This window comes from Chitinophaga horti (assembly GCF_022867795.2).
In the GTDB taxonomy this organism is placed as follows: Bacteria; Bacteroidota; Bacteroidia; order Chitinophagales; family Chitinophagaceae; genus Chitinophaga; species Chitinophaga horti.
In genome coordinates this window covers 431,260-452,824 of the sequence record NZ_CP107006.1, presented here as the reverse complement: position 1 = coordinate 452,824, position 21,565 = coordinate 431,260, and the positions used below count along the sequence as shown (strand labels likewise).

Sequence of the window (21,565 nt, the reverse complement as noted above, 5' to 3'; positions counted from 1 at the left end):
AGAGTTAAACAATGCTCCCGGCTTCTCCGGCCGGGAAATGAATCATCACTTTGCAAAATTAATAAGAATAACTCAATCCCACTTCCTAATCACCAGGGAGGAGTTCGTTCCCCCGAAGCCAAAAGAATTGGACAAAAATATATTAAAATCCTTATTGATGGTATCGGTTACTATATTAAGCTTCGCTGAATCTTCGTCGGGGTTATCGAAATTTATGTTGGGGGCCATAAAGCCGTTTTGCATCATGAGCATAGAATAAACGATCTCACTGGCGCCCGCCATCCAGCATTCGTGGCCAGTCATGCCCTTGGTAGAGCTGATGTACGGCCTGCTGTCGCCAAATACCTGGTGAAGCGCCCTGGCCTCGCTGGCGTCGCCTGCCGGCGTAGAGGTGGCGTGAGCGTTAATGTATTGAATATCACGGGGCTGTAAGCCTGCATCTTTCAAAGAAATTTCCAGCGACCGTACGGGACCGTCTACACTGGGATTGGAAATATGCGCGCCGTTGCTCGAAAAACCGTATCCTAACACTTCTCCTAAAATCTTTGCTCCGCGGCGTTGTGCACTTTCGAGGCTTTCCAGGATTACGGTGGCCGCTCCCCCACTGGGCACCAGGCCGTCGCGATCGCGGTCGAACGGGCGGGAGGCTTTCGCCGGATCGCTTTCCCTTACCGAAAAGGCGGCAATGGCGTCGAAGTTGCCCATAGCGTAAATGTTGATTTCCTGCGCACCGCCGCACACCACGGTGTCCTGCATACCGTTTTTGACGAACATGTAGCCGAGGCCAATGGCGTGAGAGCCACTCGCACAGGCAGCACTGACGCTGAAATTGATCCCTTTCAGGCGGAAGATGGTGGCGAGATTCATGTTCACAGTCGAGTTCATGGTCTGGAACACGGAGCCGGAACCAACGAGCATGGTATCATGCTTTTCGCGTATGATGTCGGTGGCTTCTACGGTGGGTTTGGCGGAACTGTCGTTCCCGAAGAGGATGCCTGCTTCCGTTTGCTCGAGGTAATCCTGCTCAAGGCCGGCCTGGGCCAGGGCTTCGCGGGTAGACATATAAGCAAATTCGGCCTGTTCGGGCATCATGAGCCGCGCACGGCGGTCAAGCAGGCCTTTCAGGTCCGGGCGGGCTACGTGGCCGGTAAGGGCCGAGCGGTAGCCAAAGTCTTTACGCTCCTGGTCAAATATGATCCCTGAGCGACCATGATATAATGAATCTTTCACTTCCTCCAGGTTTTTTCCTATGCAGGAATAAACACCGAGGCCTGTAATCACGACTCTATTCATAATCACCAATTAGTTATTATAAGGCGCAAAACGCTCCTGTAACCGTTACCGGGCACATCTGCAAAAGCCGGGCCGTATTACAGAGCTTACTTTATTATTATGACAATTATAGGCTTATGAATATAGCCCTCCGTTAATGGAGAGCACTTCGCCGGTAACGTAGGATGCGCCTTTGGAAGCGAAGAAGGCCACAGCTTCGGCTACTTCTTCGGGGGTACCAAACCTGCTCATCGGCACCTGGGCCGACAGTTCCTTTTCGTTCAGCTCGGCGGTCATATCCGTACGGATAAAACCCGGAGCTACGGCATTTACGGTAATACCCCGTTTGGCCACTTCCTGCGCAAGCGCTTTGGTAGCGCCGATAATACCGGCTTTGGCGGCGGAATAGTTTACCTGTCCCGGCGTGCCTTTGAGGCCGCTGAGACTTACCATGTTAATAATGCGACCATAACGTTTCAGCAACATGCCGTTCAGCACCTGCTTGGTCACGTAATAGAACCCGTCAAGACTGGGACCCAATACATTACGCCATTGGTCCACATTCATCCAGAACATCAGTACATCCTCACGAACGCCTGCATTGTTCACCAGCACCTCTATATATTTCTCTTTATTACCTTCTACCCAGCCGCCCAGTACGCGTTGCACCTCTTCGGCATCGCCTACGTTGAACTGCAGCAACTCACCGTCCGCACCTTTAGCGCGTACTGCTGCCAGCGTTTCTTCTGCCGCAGCCTGGTTGCCTTTATAATTAATCACCACATGGTATCCCAACTCTGCCATCCTGATGCAAACCGCCCTGCCAATACCCCTCGACCCGCCTGTAACTAAAGCACACTTCATTGTGTAATGTTTATGAGGTTTTATACGTCCTATCGCCGCTTTTTCCGATCTGTTAAGCTGATTAAAAAATGTGGACAGGTTCCGTTGCCATCAGGTACGCCTTGATGTTTTTCGCATCGGCAAACCTGGGCGCATCATCAATAAATTTAGGGAAAATTGCCCTTACATCCTGATATATCTTGTGTGATGCGGGTGACAGTCTTTCCTGGCAATTCAGGTAATCTACCGCCTGCAAAAGGGTCATCATTTGTACCGCCAGCACCTCAAAGGTATTGTCGATCACCCGGTTGGTCATCATGGCGGCATTACAGCCCATGCTCACAATGTCCTGGTTGTCGTTATTGTTCGGAATGCTGTGCACACTCATCGGGAACGACAAAGTCTGGTTCTCGGCCACGGTGGAGGTTGCGGTGAACTGGATGCCCTGCATACCGAAGTTAAAGCCCAGTTTGCCCAGGTTCATGAACGGCGGGAACTTATGGTTCAGCTTATCGTTCATCAGGTAGTTCAGCTGGCGTTCAGAGAGCATGCTCAGTTTCGTGATGGCGATCTTCACCTTATCCATTTCCAGGGAAATATAGTCGCCATGGAAGTTACCGCCATGGAACACGTTCTGCTGGTGGTGGTCCACTACAGGGTTGTCGCTCACGCTGTTCAGTTCTTCTACCACCACGCGCTCGGCATGTACCAGGGTATCGTAAACGGGGCCCAGTACCTGCGGTACGCAACGGAGGGAGTAGTATTCCTGTACTTTATCTTTGAAAATCTCTTCTTCCAGTTCTTTATAGAGATGGTCCGGACGGTGGCGAACCATTTTGCTGCCGCTCAGCACGCCGCGCATGATTTCGGCGACGCGGTTCTGGCCTACGTGCTTCTTCACCGCGTTCAGTTCTGCGCTCAGGTGATCGTCGAATGCCTCTACTACTTCGTTTACGATGGCCGACAGTACGGCGCTCCAGGCGAGCAGTTGTTTGGCGTAAATGATGTTCACTAAACCTACGCCCGTCATAGCGGAAGTACCGTTAATGATGGCCAGTCCCTCGCGAACGTGTACATCGATCGGCTTCAGCCCCAGCTGGGCGAATACGTCGGACGCCAGTTGCACCTTATCCTGGTATACCACTTCGCCCTCCCCAATTAAAGTGTGTGCGAGGTGTGCCAGCTGTACGAGGTCGCCGGAGGCACCTACGCCGCCGTGCTCATATATACATGGATAAATGTCGTTGTTGATCATATCGCGCAGCAGTTCCACTACTTCGGTATGTACGCCGGAAAAGCCCTGCATAAAGCTGCTGAGGCGGGCGATCATTAAACCTTTGGTTACCAGCGGAGGCAATATTTTGCCGGCGCCGGAGCTGTGGCTGCGGATGAGGTTGTACTGAAGCTGGTGCGTATCTTCATCGGAAATACGGTACTGCGCCATGGGACCGAAGCCGGTATTGATACCGTAAATCAGTTTTTTAGCAGAAAACGTTCTGAGAAACTCGAAGCTTGCCTTTACATTCGCTACCGATGCAGCATCCAGTTCCACTTTTGCGCCTTCCAACAACACCTGCTGCACCTCTTTCAGAGAAAGCAACTTACTTCCTATTACGACCATTATTTTAAATTAAAGTATTTGATTATGTAAAAAAGTGCTCAAAATTAGTACAAAGCTGGCTTTATCCTACTAACTGTGCCGAAAATTATTTCCCGGGGCGCAAACATACAACAACCCGCTGACGCTCAGCAGATTTTCTCGCAACAATCGTATTCGCGTTAGTAACAGCAGTTATTCATCTCCGTCTTCTGTATCCGCCGGGGCAGTTACCAGTATCTTATCAATGCGGTGCGCGTCCATATCAACGATCTCGAAGGTGAATTTGCGCCATTCGAACTTCTCGCCGGTATGGGGTATATGCTCCAGGTGGTGGAGGATGAACCCGGCCAGCGTATCAAATTCCTGCTCAAACTCGGCCATCCAGTCGGCTTTGTCAAACTCGCTGAGGAAATCGTAAAAAGGTATCTGCGCATCCACCAGGTAAGTACCGTCCTCGCGGCGCAGCATGGTATAATCGTCCTGGCCGGTTTCGGGCATGTCGCCTACGATGGCCTCCAGGATGTCGTTCAATGTGATCATGCCCAGGAAAGTGCCATATTCGTCCACGATAAACGCAGCGTGAATCTGGGTTTCCTTGAACTTTTCCAGCACCTGATAGGCGGAGTTGTTGTCGGGGATGAAGAGTGGTTTCTTCATCACGTCTTTCAACTGTGCGTTCTTACCGGCGGCATATAAATCTTTTATGTTGATAAGCCCTTTCACATGGTCGATTTGTCCCTGGCAAACAGGATAAATTGAATGTGGGCTGCTTTTGATCTTCTGCTGATAACTTTCGATAGGCTCCTCAATATCCAGCCAGATGATGTCGGTACGGTGACTCATCAGCGAGGTAATATTACGGTCACCCAGGTGAAATACGCGTTCGATGATCTCCTGCTCGGTTTCCTCAATAGCACCGGATGTAGTACCCTCGTTAATAATCGCCTTGATCTCCTCTTCCGTTACCAGGCTGTCGCCAGAGGCACCTTTGAGGTTAAAGAACTTGACCAGGATATTGGAGGATTTGCTCAGCAGCCAGATAAACGGGAAGGTGACGCGCGACAAAAAGTTCATGGGCTTGGCCATGGCTTTTGCGATCGCTTCCGGACGGGCCAGGCCGATACGTTTTGGTACCAGCTCACCCAATACCAGTGACAGGTACGTGATGATGATCACGATTACCGAGGTAGCGATGGCGCTGCTGTAAGCCTGTAAAGAAGGGATGTTGTTGAGAATGAACGCCTGTACGTCAGACTTCAGTTTCTCACCGGAGTACAAACCGGTTAAGATACCGATCAGCGTGATGCCGATCTGAACAGTGGATAAAAATGTATCCGGATTGTTTGCAAGTTTAAGTGCAGCTTTTGCTTTTTCGTCCCCCTTGTTGGCTGCATTCTCAAGTCTGGCTTTACGTGCCGAGACCAGGGCTATCTCCGACATGGAGAATATACCATTCAACAAAATGAGGACGAGGATTATGACGACTTCCATATATAGAGCCTAAAAATAAAAAATTATTCAAATATTAGTGTTAGAAATGCGAGTAATAACCCAAATGTAATCGCTACTACCTTCTTCCTGCTCAATTCATGATGTTTGGTGCCACTTTCATAAAAGATCGTGGTAGAGATATGCAGGAACGCGCCCACCACCAGTGCCACCATGTAAGCCAGCGACTTCGTCACCAGTTCGAAATGTTGTCCCAGCTGGGCCGCTAAAATAGCGGAAACGGGTGTAACACAGGCGAATATGATCAATATGCGCCACAGTTTAGCTTTGGGTTGATGCGCGTGCATCATCACTGTAATGAGTGTAAGCGCTTCCGGTACCTTGTGCGCCATTACCCCCAGCATAAGCGATGGTAAGGCCGATGCATCGCTATAGTTGAAGCCGAGCGGAATGCCTTCCATAAACGCATGCAACGATAACCCGAACAATAGCGGGAACACCGCTACGTGGTGATGGTGCCCTTCGGCGGCCGGCAGGTGCGTATGGCCATGTTCCATGCCATGCGATAAGCCCTGCAGCGCGACTTGTACGAAAAAGCCGAGTACTACATATATACCGGCTTCGTGCCCCAGCTCGTGGTACACTTCCGGTAACAGGTGTAATATAGTGACCCCGAACAGGAAGGCGCCCGTAAACGCCAGCATGTAAATGGGCAGGTTAGGCCGCAGGTTACGCACCAGCATGGGTATCATGCCGCCAGCGACCGTGGCCAGTAAGATCATTATCAGGTATATCCAGTTCATGTTGCTTGTTCCGGTTCTGTTGCCGGTTCAGGTTCGGGAGTGAGCCTTATCCTGCGTTGAAAAAAACTACCCGTCGTCACACCGATCATGATGCCCAGTAAAGCCCCGCCCACAATATCCAGCGGAAAGTGTACGCCTACATATACCTGGGAATAGCCGATGGCGGCCGCCCACAGGAAAAACAACCATGCCCAGCGGCCGAACACGCCGCGAAGGGTAATGAAACTAAAGGTGGCCAGCGCAAAGTGATTGGCGGCATGCGAAGAAGTAAAACTGCCGCTGCGCGGGTAATAACCGACCAGCACTCTCACATAAGGCGCCAGTACCGGATCGTTAAATGGCCGTAATCTGCCCACGAAACTTTTACAAAAACCGCTCAGCTGATCGGCAATGGCGAAGGTCACAATGTACATCACCAGCCAGAAGAATCCTTTCCAACCATAGTTATATACTGCAAACACCATCAGAAAGAGGTATAGCGGTGCCCACAAGTAGGGCTCCCGCAGCCATGGCAGCAGGTGGTCCAGGAACGGGTGCGTCCACTGGCCGTTTATATTAAAAAAGAGTTGAAGATCGAATCTTAAAAGGCTTTCCATCTATTACTGTTTTGTCGCCACAATGATTAACCTGGTAGCATGTTGCTCGTCATACGGGTTAAAATGGTAGTCGCCGAATATGTCGTTAATCACTAGGCCCTGCCGTGCAAACATGGCCTCGAAGTCGGCCTTGCGGAAGGCGTTTACACTTTCAGTAAACGATAACCGCAACAGCTGCCTCTTATCTAAGATATTGATTTCTTTCAGGAATTTACGCCCCTGCATTTCGCGGTGAATGTCGAACACGACGCCATCCTTTTCCTTTACCTCGCTGGGTACCAGGTGTTTGGCAACATATACGCTGTTGAGGTAGTCGAGCACTACGCGGCCACCGGGCTTGAGGGCGTTTTTAATGGTGCGAAGGGCGTTATCGTTCTCGCGCTGTGTCTCGAAATAACCGAAGCTGGTAAAGAAGTTAAACACCACGTCGAAGTAATTCACCATGAACGGCAGGCGCATATCGTGCTGGTAGAAGCTCAGGTGATCGTTTTCCAGTTTACGGGCGGCTGCAATACTTTCTTCTGACAGATCGATGCCCGTAACGCCATACCCCTTGTCGGCCAGGTACTTCGAATGCCGCCCGCGGCCACAGGCCACGTCGAGCATCAACGCTCCCGGCGCGGGACGCAGGTATTCCAGCAACTTATCTATAAACGACGCGGCTTCGCGCTCATCCCGGTTGTTGTATAACAGGTGATAATACGGCGAATTGAACCAGTCTTTGTACCAATGCTTTGCTGCTTCCATATCCATAACGGGTGGCAGTGCTTCCTCAAATACTATCACCCTTTTTTATTGTTGAACATCAAATATCGTGTGCTTTCGTAATATCCACGCGTTAATTTATCCAGCTTTTGCGCCGTATCCAGGTTGTCTTTCTTTACATCCTTTAGCGGGTCGGCCGACAGATCGAACAAAGCCGTTTCCCCGGTTTTCGGATTTATCTCGTAAAGATAACGATCTCCTATCAGTGCATGGTAAGGTTGCAGATTTTTGTGGTACACCAGGAAAGCATACCTGTTCTGCCGGCTACTGTCCAGCAGGTTTACCCCCATGGTGTAATTGGTGACCGGCATACCTACCAGTGCGGCAACAGTCGGGTACACATCCACCAGGCTGCCTGTCTCCCTGATCTCCCCCGGCGCAATGTGCCGCGGTGCATATATAATTAAAGGTACATGATGCCCCCAGGTACCCATTTCTACTTCTGGTTGTTCCATAAAGTGATACGGGTTCAACTTAATATTATGATCGCCGAAGAAAACGAAAATGGTATTGTCGAGATAACCATCTTCCTTCGCCTTTTTCATGAGGTGACCAATATTATAGTCGAGGTAACGGGTACCATTAAACTGATCGACCGACAAAAAGCCCGATGCCTTAAACTTCTGCATGTCGATATCCTTTTCGGTAACTTTTTTAAAGTCGCCCGCACCAGCTGTAGTGGTAAAAGGTTCGTGGTTGTCGGCAGTTTGCAGGAAGGCGATGAACGGTTGCTTACGATCGTTCGCGGCTTTAAAGATCTCACTCGCCTCGGTGATCAGGTCGTAATCGGATACGCCCCACACATCGGCCTTGGCAGATTTATAATAACCTTCTTCATATATTTTAATGCCATCTACGTTATTGGTAAACACCGCACGAATGTTGGCCCAGTTGGTGTTGCCACCGAGCAAATAGTATTTCTCATAACCGGTAAACTGGTCTAAAATCACACGCTGGTCCACGATCGCAGGATGACGCGAGGCCGTTTGATCGATGCAGATGTCGGCCAGGCCGGTAGTAATACCGAACACCGAACGGGCGGTGCTCATATTCGGAATATAAAAGTTGCGGAACAATAAACCACTGTCAGACACAGCCTTCAGGTTAGGCGTGGCCATCATCGGGTTGTTGAACATGCTGGTAAGCGATGCGCCGGTCGATTCCATCATTACCACGATCACATTCAACCGCGGTTTGGTGCTGTCGGCAGGCTGACGGCGCTGGTAGTTCAGGCGTACGCTGTCGGGCTGGTCTACCCCAAGATAGTCGGCCACCACTTTATAGGTTTGCCTCGTCTTCTCGAGGTCGTAGGTGTCACGGCTCGTATCCAGGTTAGAATAAAAATATAATACCGGATTAAGCGCCAGGCTGGTGATGCCGTTGTCGCGGGTGAACATGGCCTGGCTCCAACGTAACGGAAAGTAGGCGAAGTTGCCATAAATACCGGCGGCAAACACCAATACCAACGCGCCTATCCAGCCGGCGAGCGCGCCACGGCCATTGCGACGGTCCTCCTGGCTGGCGTAGGTAATAAACACACGGCGGTACAGGAATACGAGCAGCGCCATCAACAGTACAATGCCGATTACTCCTTTGATCACCGGGTAACTTTGCCATACCATGCGGGCATTGGTCATTTTTTCACCAGCCGCCAGAAAGCGGGTAACGGAAGGGTCTACACGAAGTCCGAGGTAAGCATAGTGCCCCAGGTCAATCGCGTAGAAGAAAATGAGGCCGAGGTATATAATAAAAAGATAGAAGTAATTGATCTTCCTGAGAATGCGGTTGGCAAACAAACGATTGCGGGCGATGATAGCGATTAACGCCAATGGGGCCATAATGACCAGGGCGAGGCGCACGTCGAACTTAAGCCCGAGGTACCAGGCTTTGGTAACGGCGGCCGACTCGTGGATGGTGGATTTGAAGAAAAAGAAGTAGAAAACGACCCTAAACAGTACCAGGAACAGGAAAAGAATTAGTGACTGGACAAGCACATAACGGATGTACCTGGGGATGCGGAGCCAAATGTCCTTCATTTTAATATATACAGCTGTTTATTTTTAGCTAAGCTGCAAATATAGTCTAAAAACTCCACACCATGGCTGAGTTGCTAAATAGCTGCTAATCAATTCTAGGTTTTCTGATGGCGTTTTGTTTATCTTTGCCTTCCTAAAAAAATCCAACAATTTGGCACTGATTAAATCTATCTCTGGCATTCGCGGAACAATTGGAGGTAAACCGGGAGAGGGCCTTTCGCCCCTTGATGTGGTGAAATTCACCGCAGCATACGGTACCTGGTTGCTCCGTCAGAACAGTGAGAACAAAAAAGTGGTAATTGGCCGGGATGGACGTATTTCCGGGGAAATGGTAAAGAACCTGGTAGCCTCTACCCTCGTAGGGCTGGGCATTGACGTGGTAGACCTTGGTTTATCCACCACCCCTACCGTAGAAATTGCGGTGACCATGGAGCAGGCAGCGGGAGGTATTATCCTCACTGCCAGCCACAACCCCAGGGAATGGAACGCCCTGAAACTGCTGAACAGCGCCGGAGAGTTTATTTCCGGTGAAGACGGCGCTACCGTGCTGGACATCGCCGCCAACGAAGACTTTTCGTTTGCGGACGTGAACAAGCTGGGCAGCTACACGACCGATGACACTTACCTTCAGAAGCACATTGATGCGGTACTCGCCTACCCCCTGGTAGACGTGGCCGCCATTAAAGCCCGCAATTTCAAAATTGTGGTGGATGCTGTTAATTCAACCGGCGCGATCTTCGTACCTGCCCTGCTCAAAGCACTGGGTGTGGACGATGTGACGGTACTTTTTGGCGAGGTAAATGGCAAATTCAGCCACAACCCAGAGCCACTGCCCGAAAACCTGACCGCCCTCTCTAACGAGGTAGACAAGTCCAAGGCTGACTTCGGCATCGCCGTTGACCCGGACGTTGACCGCCTTTGCTTCGTTTGCGAAGATGGTGGCATGTTTGGTGAGGAATACACCCTGGTGGCCGTAGCAGATTACATCCTGAAGCACCGCAAAGGCAATACGGTAAGCAACCTCTCCTCTACCCAGGCGTTGAAAGACGTGACCCTGAAACACGGTGGCGAATACCACCCTTCAGCGGTAGGTGAAGTGAACGTGGTACGTAAAATGAAGGAAGTAAATGCCGTAATCGGTGGTGAAGGTAACGGCGGCATTATCGTTCCCGACTTTCACTACGGCCGCGACGCCCTCATCGGTATCGGCCTGTTCCTGAGCCACATGGCTACCCTCGGTAAAAACATGAAGGCGATCCGTAATTCTTACCCTGACTACTTTATTTCCAAGAATAAAATTGAGCTGGACAAAGGTGTGGACGTAAAAACCATCTTTGAAAAGATCAAAGGGAAGTACAAGAACCAGCCGATCAACACGGAAGATGGCCTGAAAATCGAGTTCGATAAGGATTGGGTACACCTGCGTACCTCCAACACCGAGCCGATCATCCGCATCTATTCCGAGAGCCAGAATGAGACCACTGCAGACAATATCGCCAAGCGTATTATGCAGGATATCAGGGAGTTTATGCTATAACGGCCTGTTCTAAAGAGAAAATATTTGATGCTGCCGGTCCGGTTTACCCGGGCCGGCTTTTTTTATGCCTGGTCTTTTTTAGCCGGCTTTCCTTTGCTACTCCTCCCCCGTTGTGTCGCTCCCTTCAACGGCAACGCCCGCCTCACCATTAAGGTTAAAATAATACCAGCAAAAACGCCCCTTTTTGCCGTTACTGCCTCGTTCTACCTACCCAGAAGCTGGATCTTTGCTACATCTTTGCTGGATCCTTGCTGCATCCTAGGTTCATCCTCCGTTAATGCTTCGCTTATCTTTCGTTCATCCCAGGCTGGCGAACGAAGGTTGAACGTAGGTTGAACGAAGGTTGAACCTAGGTTGAACCTAGGATGCAGCAAGGATCTACGAAGGATGTAGGTAGGATCTGCGGAGGATGTTGTAGGATATTACCAGTATTGGTGGGGTATGTCACGTCCTAAAATAGGTTTACACCCGTGTATGTACTGCCGTTGAAGGGAGTGACGCTTAGATTGCGGCATCACTTCGTCCGTCCTCGCGAATGAAATGAAGCGAACCTCCGCTCCAGTCGGGTGCCGTAAGGCCGGCTGCCAGGAACTACCGGTGCGGAGACTGCACACGAAGGTTGCTTCCCCTGTGGTTAATGACGGCGAGGAGTAGGCTGCCGCTGAAGTGAGTGACACAACGGGGGCTGAGTAGAGCGCTAAAAGATGGCTACCCTATTTTACCCTTACCTGACCGTTGTTCCTTTTTGTGTTTTATATTCTCCCCCTTTTTATCGAAATTTGCTACGCTCACAGCAGCACCATTAATTGAATATCAAAAACCACCACCTTGGAAAGAATTTATTTTGACAACGCAGCCACCACGCCGCTGGACAAAGCAGTGTTGGACGTGATGCTGCCCTACCTGACGGAAAAGTTCGGCAATCCCTCCTCCATTTACTCTTACGGCCGTGAATCTAAACTGGGTATTGAAACTGCGCGTAAAACCGTGGCCAAGATCCTGAACGCGAACCCCGGCGAAATTTTCTTTACTTCCGGAGGTACCGAAAGCAGCAATACGGCCATTAACGCCGCGGTGAACAACCTGGGCTGCCGTCACATCATCACATCCCCGATAGAGCATCACGCTACCCTGCATGCAACTGACCACCTGCATTGCAAACAGGAGGTAAAGCTCTCCCACGTTAAACTGCTGGCGAACGGCCATGTAGACATGGACGACCTGCGCCGCCTGCTCTCCACTTCTGAAGAGCGCTGCCTGGTGACCCTCATGCACGCCAACAACGAAATCGGCAACCTGCTCGACATTCACGCGGTAGGCAATCTTTGTAAAGAATTTGACGCCATCTTCCACTCCGACACCGTACAAACTGTAGGTCACTACCCGTTCGACCTGCGTAATACGCCGGTGCATTTCATCAATGGCGCAGGACACAAGTTTCACGGTCCGAAAGGCGTGGGCATCCTGTACATCAATGAGAACGTGAAGATCGATCCCTTCATTCACGGCGGCGCGCAGGAGCGTAACATGCGTGCAGGCACCGAAAACCTTTACGGCATCGTAGGTTTCGCGAAAGCACTGGAACTGGCGACTGAACATTACGAGGAGCACAGCAAATACATTAACGACCTGCGCATGTACATGGCAGAACAGCTGCAGCAGCACATTCCGGGCGTTACCTTCAACGGCGACCTGCATGGCCGCAGCCTGTACACTGTGCTGAGCGCAGCTTTCCCTAAAACAGAAAAAACCGAGATGATCCTGTTCAACATGGACATCAACGGTATTTGCGCTTCCGGCGGCAGCGCGTGTACCTCCGGCGCAGATGCCGGCTCGCACGTAATCCGCGCCATTAACAACGATCCTAACAAGATCACGGTAAGGTTCTCCTTCTCCAAACAAAACACGAAGGAAGAGGTAGACAAAGTGGTAGCGAAGCTGAAAGAGCTGATCTAACTAAATTTCTTTTTGATATAACGAAGCCGCCTGTAACGGGCGGCTTTTTTTATATACATTGTCGCCATATTAAAACCCGTATATGAAACTGATCTTGTTCCTGGGCCTCTGCGCCCTTTCTGTCGGCTCTACCGCCCTTGCCCAGGGCACCAAAACCTGGAACCCTGCTCATGATAAAGAAAGCGTAGTAGGCGGACAGGCCTGGCATACCGGCATCGCATCTTTCTATGACCGTTTGCCCGCCAAAGCAGAAAAGGCGGTGCGCAAACCCGTATGGGACCTGTCGCACAATGGTGCGGGGCTACACCTCCGCTTCGTGACCGATGCGCCGGAAATTACGGTGAGGTACCAGGTGACAGGCAATATACAGATGCCGCACATGCCCGCTACCGGCGTAAGTGGCGTAGACCTGTACGCGAAGGACGGCAAAGGACAATGGTTATGGTCGGCCGGCAAGTATTCTTTCAAAGACACCATCTCTTATCAATTTCCTAAACTGCAAAGCGCCACCACCGGCGAGCGGGAATACACCTTATACCTCCCACTGTACAACTCCGTTAAGTGGCTGGAAGTGATTTACCCGGATGGCAGCAAGTTCACCGCGCTGCCTCCGAAAACCAAACCCATCGTGGTATATGGCACCTCCATCGCCCAGGGTGCATGCGCCAGCCGGCCCGGCCTGGCGTGGACCAACATCCTGAGCCGCAAGCTGGACAGGCAGGTGATCAACCTGGCGTTTTCCGGTAATGGCAGGCTGGAAAAAGAGATCGTGGAACTGCTGCCAGAGATCGACGCGAGCCTGTACATCCTTGACTGTATGCCTAACCTTACCAGAGTGAACGAGTTTCCTGACGCCGACATCAAACAGCGGATAAAGAACGCCGTAACACATTTACAGGCGCAGAAACCGGGCGTGCCCATTATTCTTACCGAGCATGACGGCTATACCGATGCAGGCCTTAATGCGGAGCGCAGGCAGTATTTTGAGCGGGTGAACAAAGTGTTGCGGGAAGCGTTTGCTGAAATGAAAGCAAAAGGCGTTTACCTGTTGCCCATCAGTGCGTTGGGGCAGGATATTGAAACCATGGTGGATGGCACCCATCCGAACGATATCGGTATGCTGCGTTATGCGGAGGCTTATGAGAAACTGATTAAGAAAATAAAATAACAAGGGGCTGACCAAAAAGTATTGGTCAGCCCTAATTTATTCGGGTACCTGATGGAGACGTGTCATCGTTTAAGCGATTTTCACAAAGCCTTCATTTTACTTTCTGGTCAGCCCCCTATTGACTTACCCCACAAATTTGCCTGCAAACTCCTGCGCGAAGGCTTCCAGCTTCACCTTACCAGCTAACGGGGAGCCTGACTTAATGAAGTCACCGTTCAACCGGCCGTCGTGCAAGGCGGCACCCAGCTCAGTGTAAAGCGCTGCTATTTCCTGCGGAACACCTGCCTGCGTCATTCCTTGTAACGACTGTTCATTTGTAAACTCCACCCATTGCAGTGCGGGGTTACCGATCGCCGTTCCCACTGCGGCAGCTACTTCGGCAGGCTGGCGTACTTCACTAACCACGTAGCGCACATTTTTACCGTTGCCTGGCTGCTGCAGTTCTTCCGCTGCGATGGTGGCAATATCTTCCGGGTGGGCAAGCGGCACCTGTGTATGGGCCGCGAAGTTGCCGCCCATAATACCTGCAGACTTGATTAACGGCACATCATTGTAGAAGTTCGTGTAAAAATAACCTGCACGCAGGAAAGTAATGTTTACGCCATCCAGCTCCCGGTAAATGTTTTCGATGTGATGCACGCTTTCGATAGGTCCGGTGCCGGACGGTAAATCGGCCCCGATGCTGCTCAGCATCACCACCCTTTTAACGCCCGAAGATTTGATCGCCTCCGCGTAAGCACGGCCTGCGTTCACCGTATTTTTGATCACATTGCTGCCGCCCATATTCGGAGGCGTCATTGCCCACACGGCGTCTGCGCCGGTGAAAAGATTGGTAAGAAAGGCGGCATCACTTACGGAGCCGATCGCTGCTTCTGCACCTAATTGTTGAATGGCAGATGCTTTGTCCGCACGGCTGCTTACTACGATGACCTGGTGACCTGCCGCTACGAGGTTTTTAGTGAGTGGCAAACCTATATTCCCCAGGGAACCTGTTACGATAATTTTCATATTGATGTGTTTTTTATGCTGGAACAAAGGTATATTTGTACTTACTTTTTGACAAGTACGCACCCTAAAGTAAGTACCCATGACAGCCATCAAAGAAAGTTCTACCATACAGGAAAATAAGCAGCACGCCCTGGCAGAGTGCCCGGTAACGCACGCTATGCAAAAGATCGGCGGATACTGGAAACCTATCATCCTGTACCACCTCTCACAGGGTGATAAACGCTACAGCGAAATAAAACGGGCCATGCCGGCCGTTACAGAGAAAGTATTGATCCAGCACCTGAAACAACTGGAAACAGACGGCTTAGTGATCCGGGAAGCCAAGCCCGTGGTGCCACCGTTTGTGACGTACCGGCTGAGTGCAGCGGGAGAAGGATTGATGCCGGTGATTAATGCGATGGCGACGTGGGCGTTTAAGGACATGGAGGGGGCGTTTGGGTAGGAAGAAGAGAGCCTACAGCTTATCGAGAAGATACCTGGTAACCCATATCGGCAATTCTTTAATACCTGCGTAAAGATCGAAGCGCGTAGCGTCGGTTATTTCGCCTATAAGCCGGTATTCGCCGTTCAGCGAATTATCGATAAGGTAGCATCGGTTTACGTAAGGCAAGGCGTCATAGAGGAGCTCCATTGACTTTTCATAACGCTCGCGTATCTAGTTTTCGGCGACGGGATGTCCGCCCTTTTTCACTGGCTCTGCTACGCGGTTGATGTTGATGTCTACAGAAACCGTTCCCACGAAATATAAATACGTACGGTAGCCCGCCGCCTTCGCATCTTTGAACACCTGGAGCTTAGACGCGTGTGACATCACCGTTTCGAATGAAAACGTGACTCCCTTAGCCAGCAACAATCGCCTCAAAAATTCTGATATGATAGCTGCTTCGTAAGAATTGGTGGTTTGCCCGATTAAGATGTTGTTTTGAGAAAAATGAAGATCAACGTTATATCCTTCACTTATGGCTTTTTGTATGAGACCAGAGCCGCTCAAATAGGCCTGAAAATCTTCGCTTGTACATTCCAGGTCATAGTCTGCCAGGTTGAGAAACTTCCTTTCGGAAACTACGTTCTCAATATCATCCGCATTGATGTAAACGCCTGTATCGATCGCCTTCTTGCGAACTTATTTGATGATGGAACTTTTGCCGGAGCCATTGGGGCCGCCGAACACACGCATACGTTTTACAACGTTATCGGCGGACATTGATCACAATTCCTTTTTTGGCCTTCAATTCCTCAGCTGACACTGCTACTTCTTCGACCTGCTTAACCTTTACAATATCACCATCTGGCATTTCGCGCACTACCCAACCATCTTTAAAGTAAGTAACGGGAAGGCCTAATGCCTTGTTCTCATTAATGGCGTTGCGCGCGGCATCGCGGCCGGCTTCATTTAAAAGTGAGTTGTTGTTATTGTCCTCGTAATAACTTAGCCGGTTGGTCGCATCGGCGTTCTGCCGTTTACGCTGGGTTAAACGAAAGCGCTGATACCTGTTTGATTTAGATGTACTCATGCGAAATCTTGCAATTTATCCATGTACCTGAAGATACAACTTTTGCAAATTTCAGCCTAAGAATGCTTCGTAATCAACTCATAAAACTTATCCCGATACCCCTCACTGATCGGGATATACTGGTTGGCGATCACTACCGAGTTCTTCTCCACCGAATTGATCTTATCCAGCGACACAAGGTAAGAGCGATGCACGCGGATGAACTTTTCTTTCGGCAAACGGCTTTCGAATGACTTCAGGCTTTTGAGGGTGAGTACAGGCTGGTTACGGGTATAAATCTTAATGTAGTCTTTCAACGCTTCTATGTACAGGATATCTTCGAAGTTTACCTTGATGATCTTGTATTCTGTTTTTACGAAAATGTAATCTGCCGAAGTAGCTACCTCTCCATTCCTTTGTTGCACAGACAGGTATTCGTGCACTTTGGTAACGGCCTTAATGAATCTTTCGAACGGAATGGGTTTGAGCAAATAGTCCACAATATCCAGGTTAAAACCATCGAGCGCATATTCCTGGTAGGCAGTGGTGAATATCACAGCGGGCGGGTGCTTCAGCGCTTTCAGGAACTGGATGCCGTTGATGTCGGGCATCTTGATATCGAGGAATAGCAGATCGACCTGCTCTTCCTGCAAATAACGGAGGGCCATTGCGGCGTCCTCAAACTTCTTCAGCTGCATCGGGAAAGGTGCCTTGCGGGCAAAGTCCTCGATAATCTCCAGCGCGAGCGGCTCATCGTCAACTGCGATACACTTCATCATGGTTCAGCACAATTTTTAAATCTGCAATAAATTCGTTTCCGTTTTCGCCTGCGGCTAATTCATGCACCCCGGCATATAAAAGATCGAGGCGTTTACGGGCGTTAGTAAGTCCTACGCCCCCGGTTTCCGCTTTCTGGCGGATCAGTTTGTTGCGCACGATCATACTTAATGTGCCTTTATCGATCGTTAGTTTTACGATGATATAAGCTTCTTCGGTATAACTGATACCGTGTTTGAAAGCATTCTCCACAAACGGTATCAGCAACATAGGCGCGATCTTGTACATATCAGCCTCCCCTTCTACCTTATAATCTACAGAAATAGATCTGGGCAGCCGTAGCTTTTGAATATCGATATAGTCTTGCAGATACCGCAGCTCGTTAGCCAGTAACACCTTGTCCTCATTGGCCTGGTAAATCATGTAGCGCATGATCGTAGAAAGTTTTACGAGGGCATGTTCGGTTTCAGGCGACTGCTTGTGCGCGAGCGAATAAATGGTATTCAGGCAATTGAAAAGGAAGTGTGGATTGATCTGATTCTTGAGGAATTTCAGTTCTGCATTCAGGTTGGCCACTTTCAGTTCTTCGCGTTGCTGTTCACTTTTAAACCACTCTATCCCTATTTTGATAAATCCGCTCATAAACAACATCAGCAACGTAAACAACACCGTTCGTCGTAGTACTTGTGGAATGATAAAATCACGAAATACGTGTTCGTCTTCTCCGGGAAACGGCCGCATATGCATCGCAGAATCCGGTGGTGGGCCGGCTCTCCAGCGTATCATCCGCCTGTCTCCGAGGTGGCGGCCGTTGTTGAACTGGCCTGTGCTGTCAACACGCCTGGCAAACACAACCGCTCCCCGTTCAGCCCTAATGGCCATCCCGATATGCGGCCTGCCCACCATCATATGTCCCATAAACCTGTACTCCACGATCGCCTGCTGTAAGGTGATCACCACGATCAACACTAAAACAGACGCGATATATAAACTGATCTTTTTAAGCGTGAAGAATCGCGGGATCAGCACGTACATGTTCAGGTAAAAGAGGCCGATCAACACTAAGGTGTTTACGCACTCCCTGATAAAAAACGAATAGTCGCTTACCTGTATGCGGTAGGCAAAGAACGGGAACATAAAAAAGCATAGCCATGCCACGATGTGCAGTACGACGATAACCAACTTGTTCCGGAAAATATGCTTGAAAGGCTTCATTGAAATACGCGGTAAACTTAGTCCAAAGAGGGTTAAGCTCTTGTTAAAACACAGTTGCTATTGTGCAACTAAAAGTTAAAATTTACAGGAGTTGAGTAAACGTTAAACACTGTTACACGCATGTTAGTACACGCCTGCAACAGTGTTTTATCATCTTATATTTAATGCGCGCAGCTCCTGCTCCGATATAGCCGGCGACTGCCTGGCGGCCAGTTTCTTCATCATGAGGCGCCCGACACTCATGGCATCTTCTTTAGAACGGAATGCATGGTTGCCCGCCAGTACAGGGATCCTATCCTGGTGGATATACGTTTTACCATCTGCCTGAATATTATACCCCCAACCGCCGGCAGTGGCGAATGGTACTACCTCCAGCCGCACGGTGTCCGTGGGACGAATAGCGATAAGAATGAGCGCCAACACACAGGCAGCGACGGCGAACCACTTAATCATTTTCATTGTAGGTTGCAGCGGGATCAAACTCCCACAGGTCTTCGAACGGCAAGCTGGAACTATTGCCCAGGGCCACATATCCGCGGTTATTAATGGAAAAGCCTACCGCGCCGCTGCGGGCCAGTCCTTCAAAAGCACGCTTCGATTCCCAGGTATCGGTCAACGGATCGTACTCCCATACATTCGTAGTTAAACCGCTTTTGGTCCCGGTGGCTATGTAACCCTTGCTGTTCATGACGAAGGCCACGCCATTGCTGGATACGATGTCGTAATCGTTATCATAGTCCTCATCACTTACATTGGATATCTTTCTCATTTCCGTCCACTTGTTAGCGGCGGTGCTGGCGGGATCGAACATAAACATGTCGTTTACGCTCAATGTTTGGCCGGTATTGGGATTGGAACCGGTAACGACGTAGGCCTTATTATTGATCACGAACGCCACGGCATCGGAACGTTTGTTACCACCAAAGGCTTCCTCTTTGGTCCAGGCGCCACCGGTAGCGGAGGTGTCGTAGGAATAGAAATCTTTGAGGTAATTGCCATCGTATCCGCAGGTGATATAACCTTTTGCACCGATAGCAAAGGCCGTGGCACCGTAACGCGCTGTACCCGCGAAGCCGGCACCTGCGCTCCAGGTGTCGTTTTGAGAGTCGTACACCCATGTGTCGTTTAGTTTGTTGATGCCATCGTAGCCGGTTGTAACAATGCCTTTCGTGCCTACAGCAAAGGCTACGGCGCTGTTGCGGGCGGCACCGGGCAAATCTGCAACCTGCGTCCACGAGTTGGTTGTTTGATTGTAATACCAAAAATCTTTTAACCTGTTGGTACCGTCATAACCAGTGCCTATATAGGCTTTATCTCCTATCACGAACGAAACGGCTTCTCCCCGGGCAACGCCCTCCAGCGAAGAGCGGCTGATCCAGTTGCCCACCTCTTCGGTGTCGTCGCTGCTTTTACAGGAGGCCATAAAACAGCCTGCTACCAGCAAAACCCAGGAATGTCTAACATTGAACATAAGCATTTACTTTTTTTAACAGCGCCAAAATTATCCGGGGAAGTGTTAGGGTGGATATAAAATAGACGGATCTGCTTCTTCCAACAGACGAATACCCGTATTTCATCTGCCAATCGCGACAAATGCCCTGCGAAGCCCATTTACGGCCAATCTTGCTCACCCGGCAAACGACGGTAAACTTCTGTTATTCATCGATAAATAATCGTCATCCGACTATTTAAACATTTCTTTCGCGGCGCCGCGTTATAAACTTGTGCGTTGTCTTTCAGATTATGCGCAAAATATCATGCTTACTCATCGCGGCTTCGGCCTGTTACCTGGCGGCCTGCGAAAAGAGTGGATTCAGTTACGAGGATGTAAATACAGAAAATGGTGTCGGTTATATATTACTGGATACGTTTTCGGTAGATGTAAAAACCGTACTGCTCGACTCTGTGCCCAGCTCGGGACAAAACGTTATTCTCAACGGCTTTTACAATGACCCGATATTCGGCAAAATAACGGCGGGCTCCTTTTTTGAGGTAGGCCTGCCTGATAGCCGCAAAATTGAGAACAATATGGTGTATGACTCCACAGAGCTCATCCTGCGAAGTAATGGTTATTATTATGGAGATACGATGGTGCCGCAAAACATACAGGTATACCAGCTCGCTCAAAACATCAACATGAATGAAGGAAGCAGCTATTTATATACGCACCATTCGTTCGCTACTCAAAGCTCGCCCCTTGGTTCCAGAGCCGCGTATATCCGCCCGCTCGCGAAGGATACAGTGAGCATTCGCCTGGCAGACAGTAAAGGCCAGGAAATCTGGGACCTGTTTGCCAACAATGCCAACGAAGTATCCGGTGCGTCGCAGTGGCTCGATTATTTTAAAGGCTTCGCCATCAGGACCGGTACAACCAACGCCATCTACGGATACAATGCAACAACTGCAGTAATGCGCATCCATTATCATATCAACAGCCTGGAACGTGGCACCAGTTACTTCGAGTTCCCGCTTTCCAACAGCGGTTACCAGTTTAACAATATACAGGCCGACAGGACCGGCACTGCTATCGCTGGTTTAACAACTACCAATAATAGCATCTCATCCACTAACCTGGATAATGCCGCCTACATGCAAGGCCTGACCGGCATCGCCACTCGTCTTGACTTCCCGTCCATAAAGAAGTCAATGGAGCTGGGAAAATTTGGTAAGATAATTACTGCCACACTAACGGTACAGCCCATACGTAATACCTACACGCAATATAATCTGCCCGCTAAAGTGTGCCTCGTAAAGGCCGACAGTAAACAAAACACCTACGACACGTTGATGAACAGCACTAATGGTGGCTATCAGTACGGCGACCTGAGCATCGATCACCTGTACAATGAAAACACTGCGTACACTTACGACCTCACCAGTTATTGCACCAGCGAATTAACGACCGACAACATCACTACGCGCGGACTGCTGATGCTGCCTACCTACGGCGATTATCTCACCAAACCGGAGCGGCTCGTGATCGGCGATAAGCTGAACAGCAAAAACAAAATGACCTTTAAGATCTATTACCTGCTTTATAAATAACA

At 49.9% G+C, this 21,565-nt stretch carries 22 protein-coding genes; 6 read left to right on the top strand and 16 right to left on the bottom strand.

Going from position 1 to position 21,565, the window contains the following annotated elements; genetic code table 11:
- Positions 1–72 precede the first annotated feature (72 nt).
- From MKQ68_RS02045 to MKQ68_RS02010, 8 genes are all read right to left on the bottom strand, one after another.
- Positions 73–1,293, bottom strand: coding sequence for a beta-ketoacyl-[acyl-carrier-protein] synthase family protein (locus MKQ68_RS02045; RefSeq protein WP_264281864.1), 1,221 nt, complete (start codon positions 1,291–1,293; stop codon positions 73–75).
- 114 nt (positions 1,294–1,407) lie between these two features.
- A complete protein-coding gene (gene flxB / locus MKQ68_RS02040) occupies positions 1,408–2,136 on the bottom strand; it encodes a flexirubin biosynthesis SDR family reductase FlxB (RefSeq protein WP_244837058.1) in 729 nt (242 codons plus the stop codon).
- A 61-nt stretch (positions 2,137–2,197) separates the two neighbouring features.
- On the bottom strand, positions 2,198–3,736 hold the full coding sequence (flxA, locus tag MKQ68_RS02035; protein ID WP_264281863.1) for a flexirubin biosynthesis tyrosine ammonia-lyase FlxA: 1,539 nt from the start codon (positions 3,734–3,736) through the stop codon (positions 2,198–2,200).
- Positions 3,737–3,907: 171 nt separating this feature from the next.
- Positions 3,908–5,206: a hemolysin family protein gene (locus tag MKQ68_RS02030; RefSeq protein WP_264281862.1), complete on the bottom strand. Its 1,299-nt coding sequence runs from the start codon at positions 5,204–5,206 to the stop codon at positions 3,908–3,910.
- A gap of 23 nt (positions 5,207–5,229) precedes the next feature.
- Positions 5,230–5,967 (bottom strand): ZIP family metal transporter, encoded by a 738-nt coding sequence (locus MKQ68_RS02025; RefSeq protein WP_244837061.1) that lies wholly within the window; start codon positions 5,965–5,967, stop codon positions 5,230–5,232.
- Positions 5,964–6,563 carry a phosphatase PAP2 family protein gene (locus MKQ68_RS02020; RefSeq protein WP_264281861.1) on the bottom strand — a complete coding sequence of 200 codons (600 nt, stop codon included), beginning with the start codon at positions 6,561–6,563 and terminating at the stop codon, positions 5,964–5,966. The genes MKQ68_RS02025 and MKQ68_RS02020 overlap by 4 nt, the downstream gene beginning before the upstream one ends.
- A 3-nt stretch (positions 6,564–6,566) precedes the next feature.
- Positions 6,567–7,349 (bottom strand): class I SAM-dependent methyltransferase, encoded by a 783-nt coding sequence (locus MKQ68_RS02015; protein WP_264281860.1) that lies wholly within the window; start codon positions 7,347–7,349, stop codon positions 6,567–6,569.
- Positions 7,346–9,364 (bottom strand): LTA synthase family protein, encoded by a 2,019-nt coding sequence (locus tag MKQ68_RS02010; RefSeq protein ID WP_264281859.1) that lies wholly within the window; start codon positions 9,362–9,364, stop codon positions 7,346–7,348. Before MKQ68_RS02010 ends, MKQ68_RS02015 begins: the two co-directional genes overlap by 4 nt.
- A 151-nt stretch (positions 9,365–9,515) precedes the next feature.
- Between MKQ68_RS02010 and glmM the strand changes: the two genes are divergently transcribed.
- The 3 genes from glmM to MKQ68_RS01995 all read left to right on the top strand — a co-directional run bounded on the left by glmM (position 9,516) and on the right by MKQ68_RS01995 (position 14,025).
- Positions 9,516–10,901 (top strand): phosphoglucosamine mutase, encoded by a 1,386-nt coding sequence (gene glmM / locus MKQ68_RS02005; RefSeq protein WP_264281858.1) that lies wholly within the window; start codon positions 9,516–9,518, stop codon positions 10,899–10,901.
- A gap of 828 nt (positions 10,902–11,729) precedes the next feature.
- The gene (locus MKQ68_RS02000; RefSeq protein WP_264281857.1) at positions 11,730–12,857 is read left to right on the top strand and encodes a cysteine desulfurase family protein; all 1,128 of its coding nucleotides are present in this window, start codon (positions 11,730–11,732) and stop codon (positions 12,855–12,857) included.
- Between the two features lie 82 nt (positions 12,858–12,939).
- Complete coding sequence (locus MKQ68_RS01995) at positions 12,940–14,025, top strand: SGNH/GDSL hydrolase family protein (protein ID WP_264281856.1); 1,086 nt, start codon at positions 12,940–12,942, stop codon at positions 14,023–14,025.
- 123 nt (positions 14,026–14,148) lie between these two features.
- Here MKQ68_RS01995 and MKQ68_RS01990 read toward each other — a convergent pair whose 3' ends face one another.
- Entirely contained in the window at positions 14,149–15,033 is an 885-nt protein-coding gene (locus MKQ68_RS01990; protein ID WP_264281855.1) for an NmrA family NAD(P)-binding protein, read from the bottom strand.
- Positions 15,034–15,112: 79 nt separating this feature from the next.
- Between MKQ68_RS01990 and MKQ68_RS01985 the strand changes: the two genes are divergently transcribed.
- On the top strand, positions 15,113–15,475 hold the full coding sequence (locus MKQ68_RS01985) for a winged helix-turn-helix transcriptional regulator (RefSeq protein WP_244837068.1): 363 nt from the start codon (positions 15,113–15,115) through the stop codon (positions 15,473–15,475).
- Between the two features lie 12 nt (positions 15,476–15,487).
- Here MKQ68_RS01985 and MKQ68_RS01980 read toward each other — a convergent pair whose 3' ends face one another.
- Both MKQ68_RS01980 and MKQ68_RS01975 read right to left on the bottom strand, forming a co-directional pair.
- On the bottom strand, positions 15,488–15,664 hold the full coding sequence (locus MKQ68_RS01980; protein ID WP_244837069.1) for a hypothetical protein: 177 nt from the start codon (positions 15,662–15,664) through the stop codon (positions 15,488–15,490).
- 24 nt (positions 15,665–15,688) lie between these two features.
- A complete protein-coding gene (locus tag MKQ68_RS01975) occupies positions 15,689–15,895 on the bottom strand; it encodes a hypothetical protein (RefSeq protein ID WP_264281854.1) in 207 nt (68 codons plus the stop codon).
- Between the two features lie 60 nt (positions 15,896–15,955).
- On the opposite strand from MKQ68_RS01975, the gene MKQ68_RS01970 reads away from it, so the two are divergent.
- Complete coding sequence (locus MKQ68_RS01970) at positions 15,956–16,240, top strand: hypothetical protein (RefSeq protein ID WP_264281853.1); 285 nt, start codon at positions 15,956–15,958, stop codon at positions 16,238–16,240.
- Here the strand turns inward: MKQ68_RS01970 and MKQ68_RS01965 are convergent.
- The 5 genes from MKQ68_RS01965 to MKQ68_RS01945 form a co-directional block, all read right to left on the bottom strand.
- Complete coding sequence (locus MKQ68_RS01965; RefSeq protein ID WP_244837071.1) at positions 16,224–16,547, bottom strand: hypothetical protein; 324 nt, start codon at positions 16,545–16,547, stop codon at positions 16,224–16,226. The two genes, MKQ68_RS01970 and MKQ68_RS01965, sit on opposite strands and share 17 nt — an antisense overlap.
- A gap of 56 nt (positions 16,548–16,603) precedes the next feature.
- Positions 16,604–17,305, bottom strand: a complete 702-nt coding sequence (locus MKQ68_RS01960) for a LytR/AlgR family response regulator transcription factor (RefSeq protein ID WP_264281852.1) — start codon at positions 17,303–17,305, stop codon at positions 16,604–16,606.
- Positions 17,283–18,518 carry a sensor histidine kinase gene (locus MKQ68_RS01955; RefSeq protein ID WP_264281851.1) on the bottom strand — a complete coding sequence of 412 codons (1,236 nt, stop codon included), beginning with the start codon at positions 18,516–18,518 and terminating at the stop codon, positions 17,283–17,285. The genes MKQ68_RS01960 and MKQ68_RS01955 overlap by 23 nt, the downstream gene beginning before the upstream one ends.
- 150 nt (positions 18,519–18,668) lie before the next feature.
- Positions 18,669–18,971: a DUF4907 domain-containing protein gene (locus MKQ68_RS01950; protein ID WP_264281850.1), complete on the bottom strand. Its 303-nt coding sequence runs from the start codon at positions 18,969–18,971 to the stop codon at positions 18,669–18,671.
- Positions 18,964–19,989, bottom strand: coding sequence for a Kelch repeat-containing protein (locus MKQ68_RS01945; protein ID WP_264281849.1), 1,026 nt, complete (start codon positions 19,987–19,989; stop codon positions 18,964–18,966). Before MKQ68_RS01945 ends, MKQ68_RS01950 begins: the two co-directional genes overlap by 8 nt.
- A gap of 272 nt (positions 19,990–20,261) precedes the next feature.
- On the opposite strand from MKQ68_RS01945, the gene MKQ68_RS01940 reads away from it, so the two are divergent.
- Positions 20,262–21,563: a DUF4270 domain-containing protein gene (locus tag MKQ68_RS01940; protein ID WP_264281848.1), complete on the top strand. Its 1,302-nt coding sequence runs from the start codon at positions 20,262–20,264 to the stop codon at positions 21,561–21,563.
- Positions 21,564–21,565 lie beyond the last annotated feature (2 nt).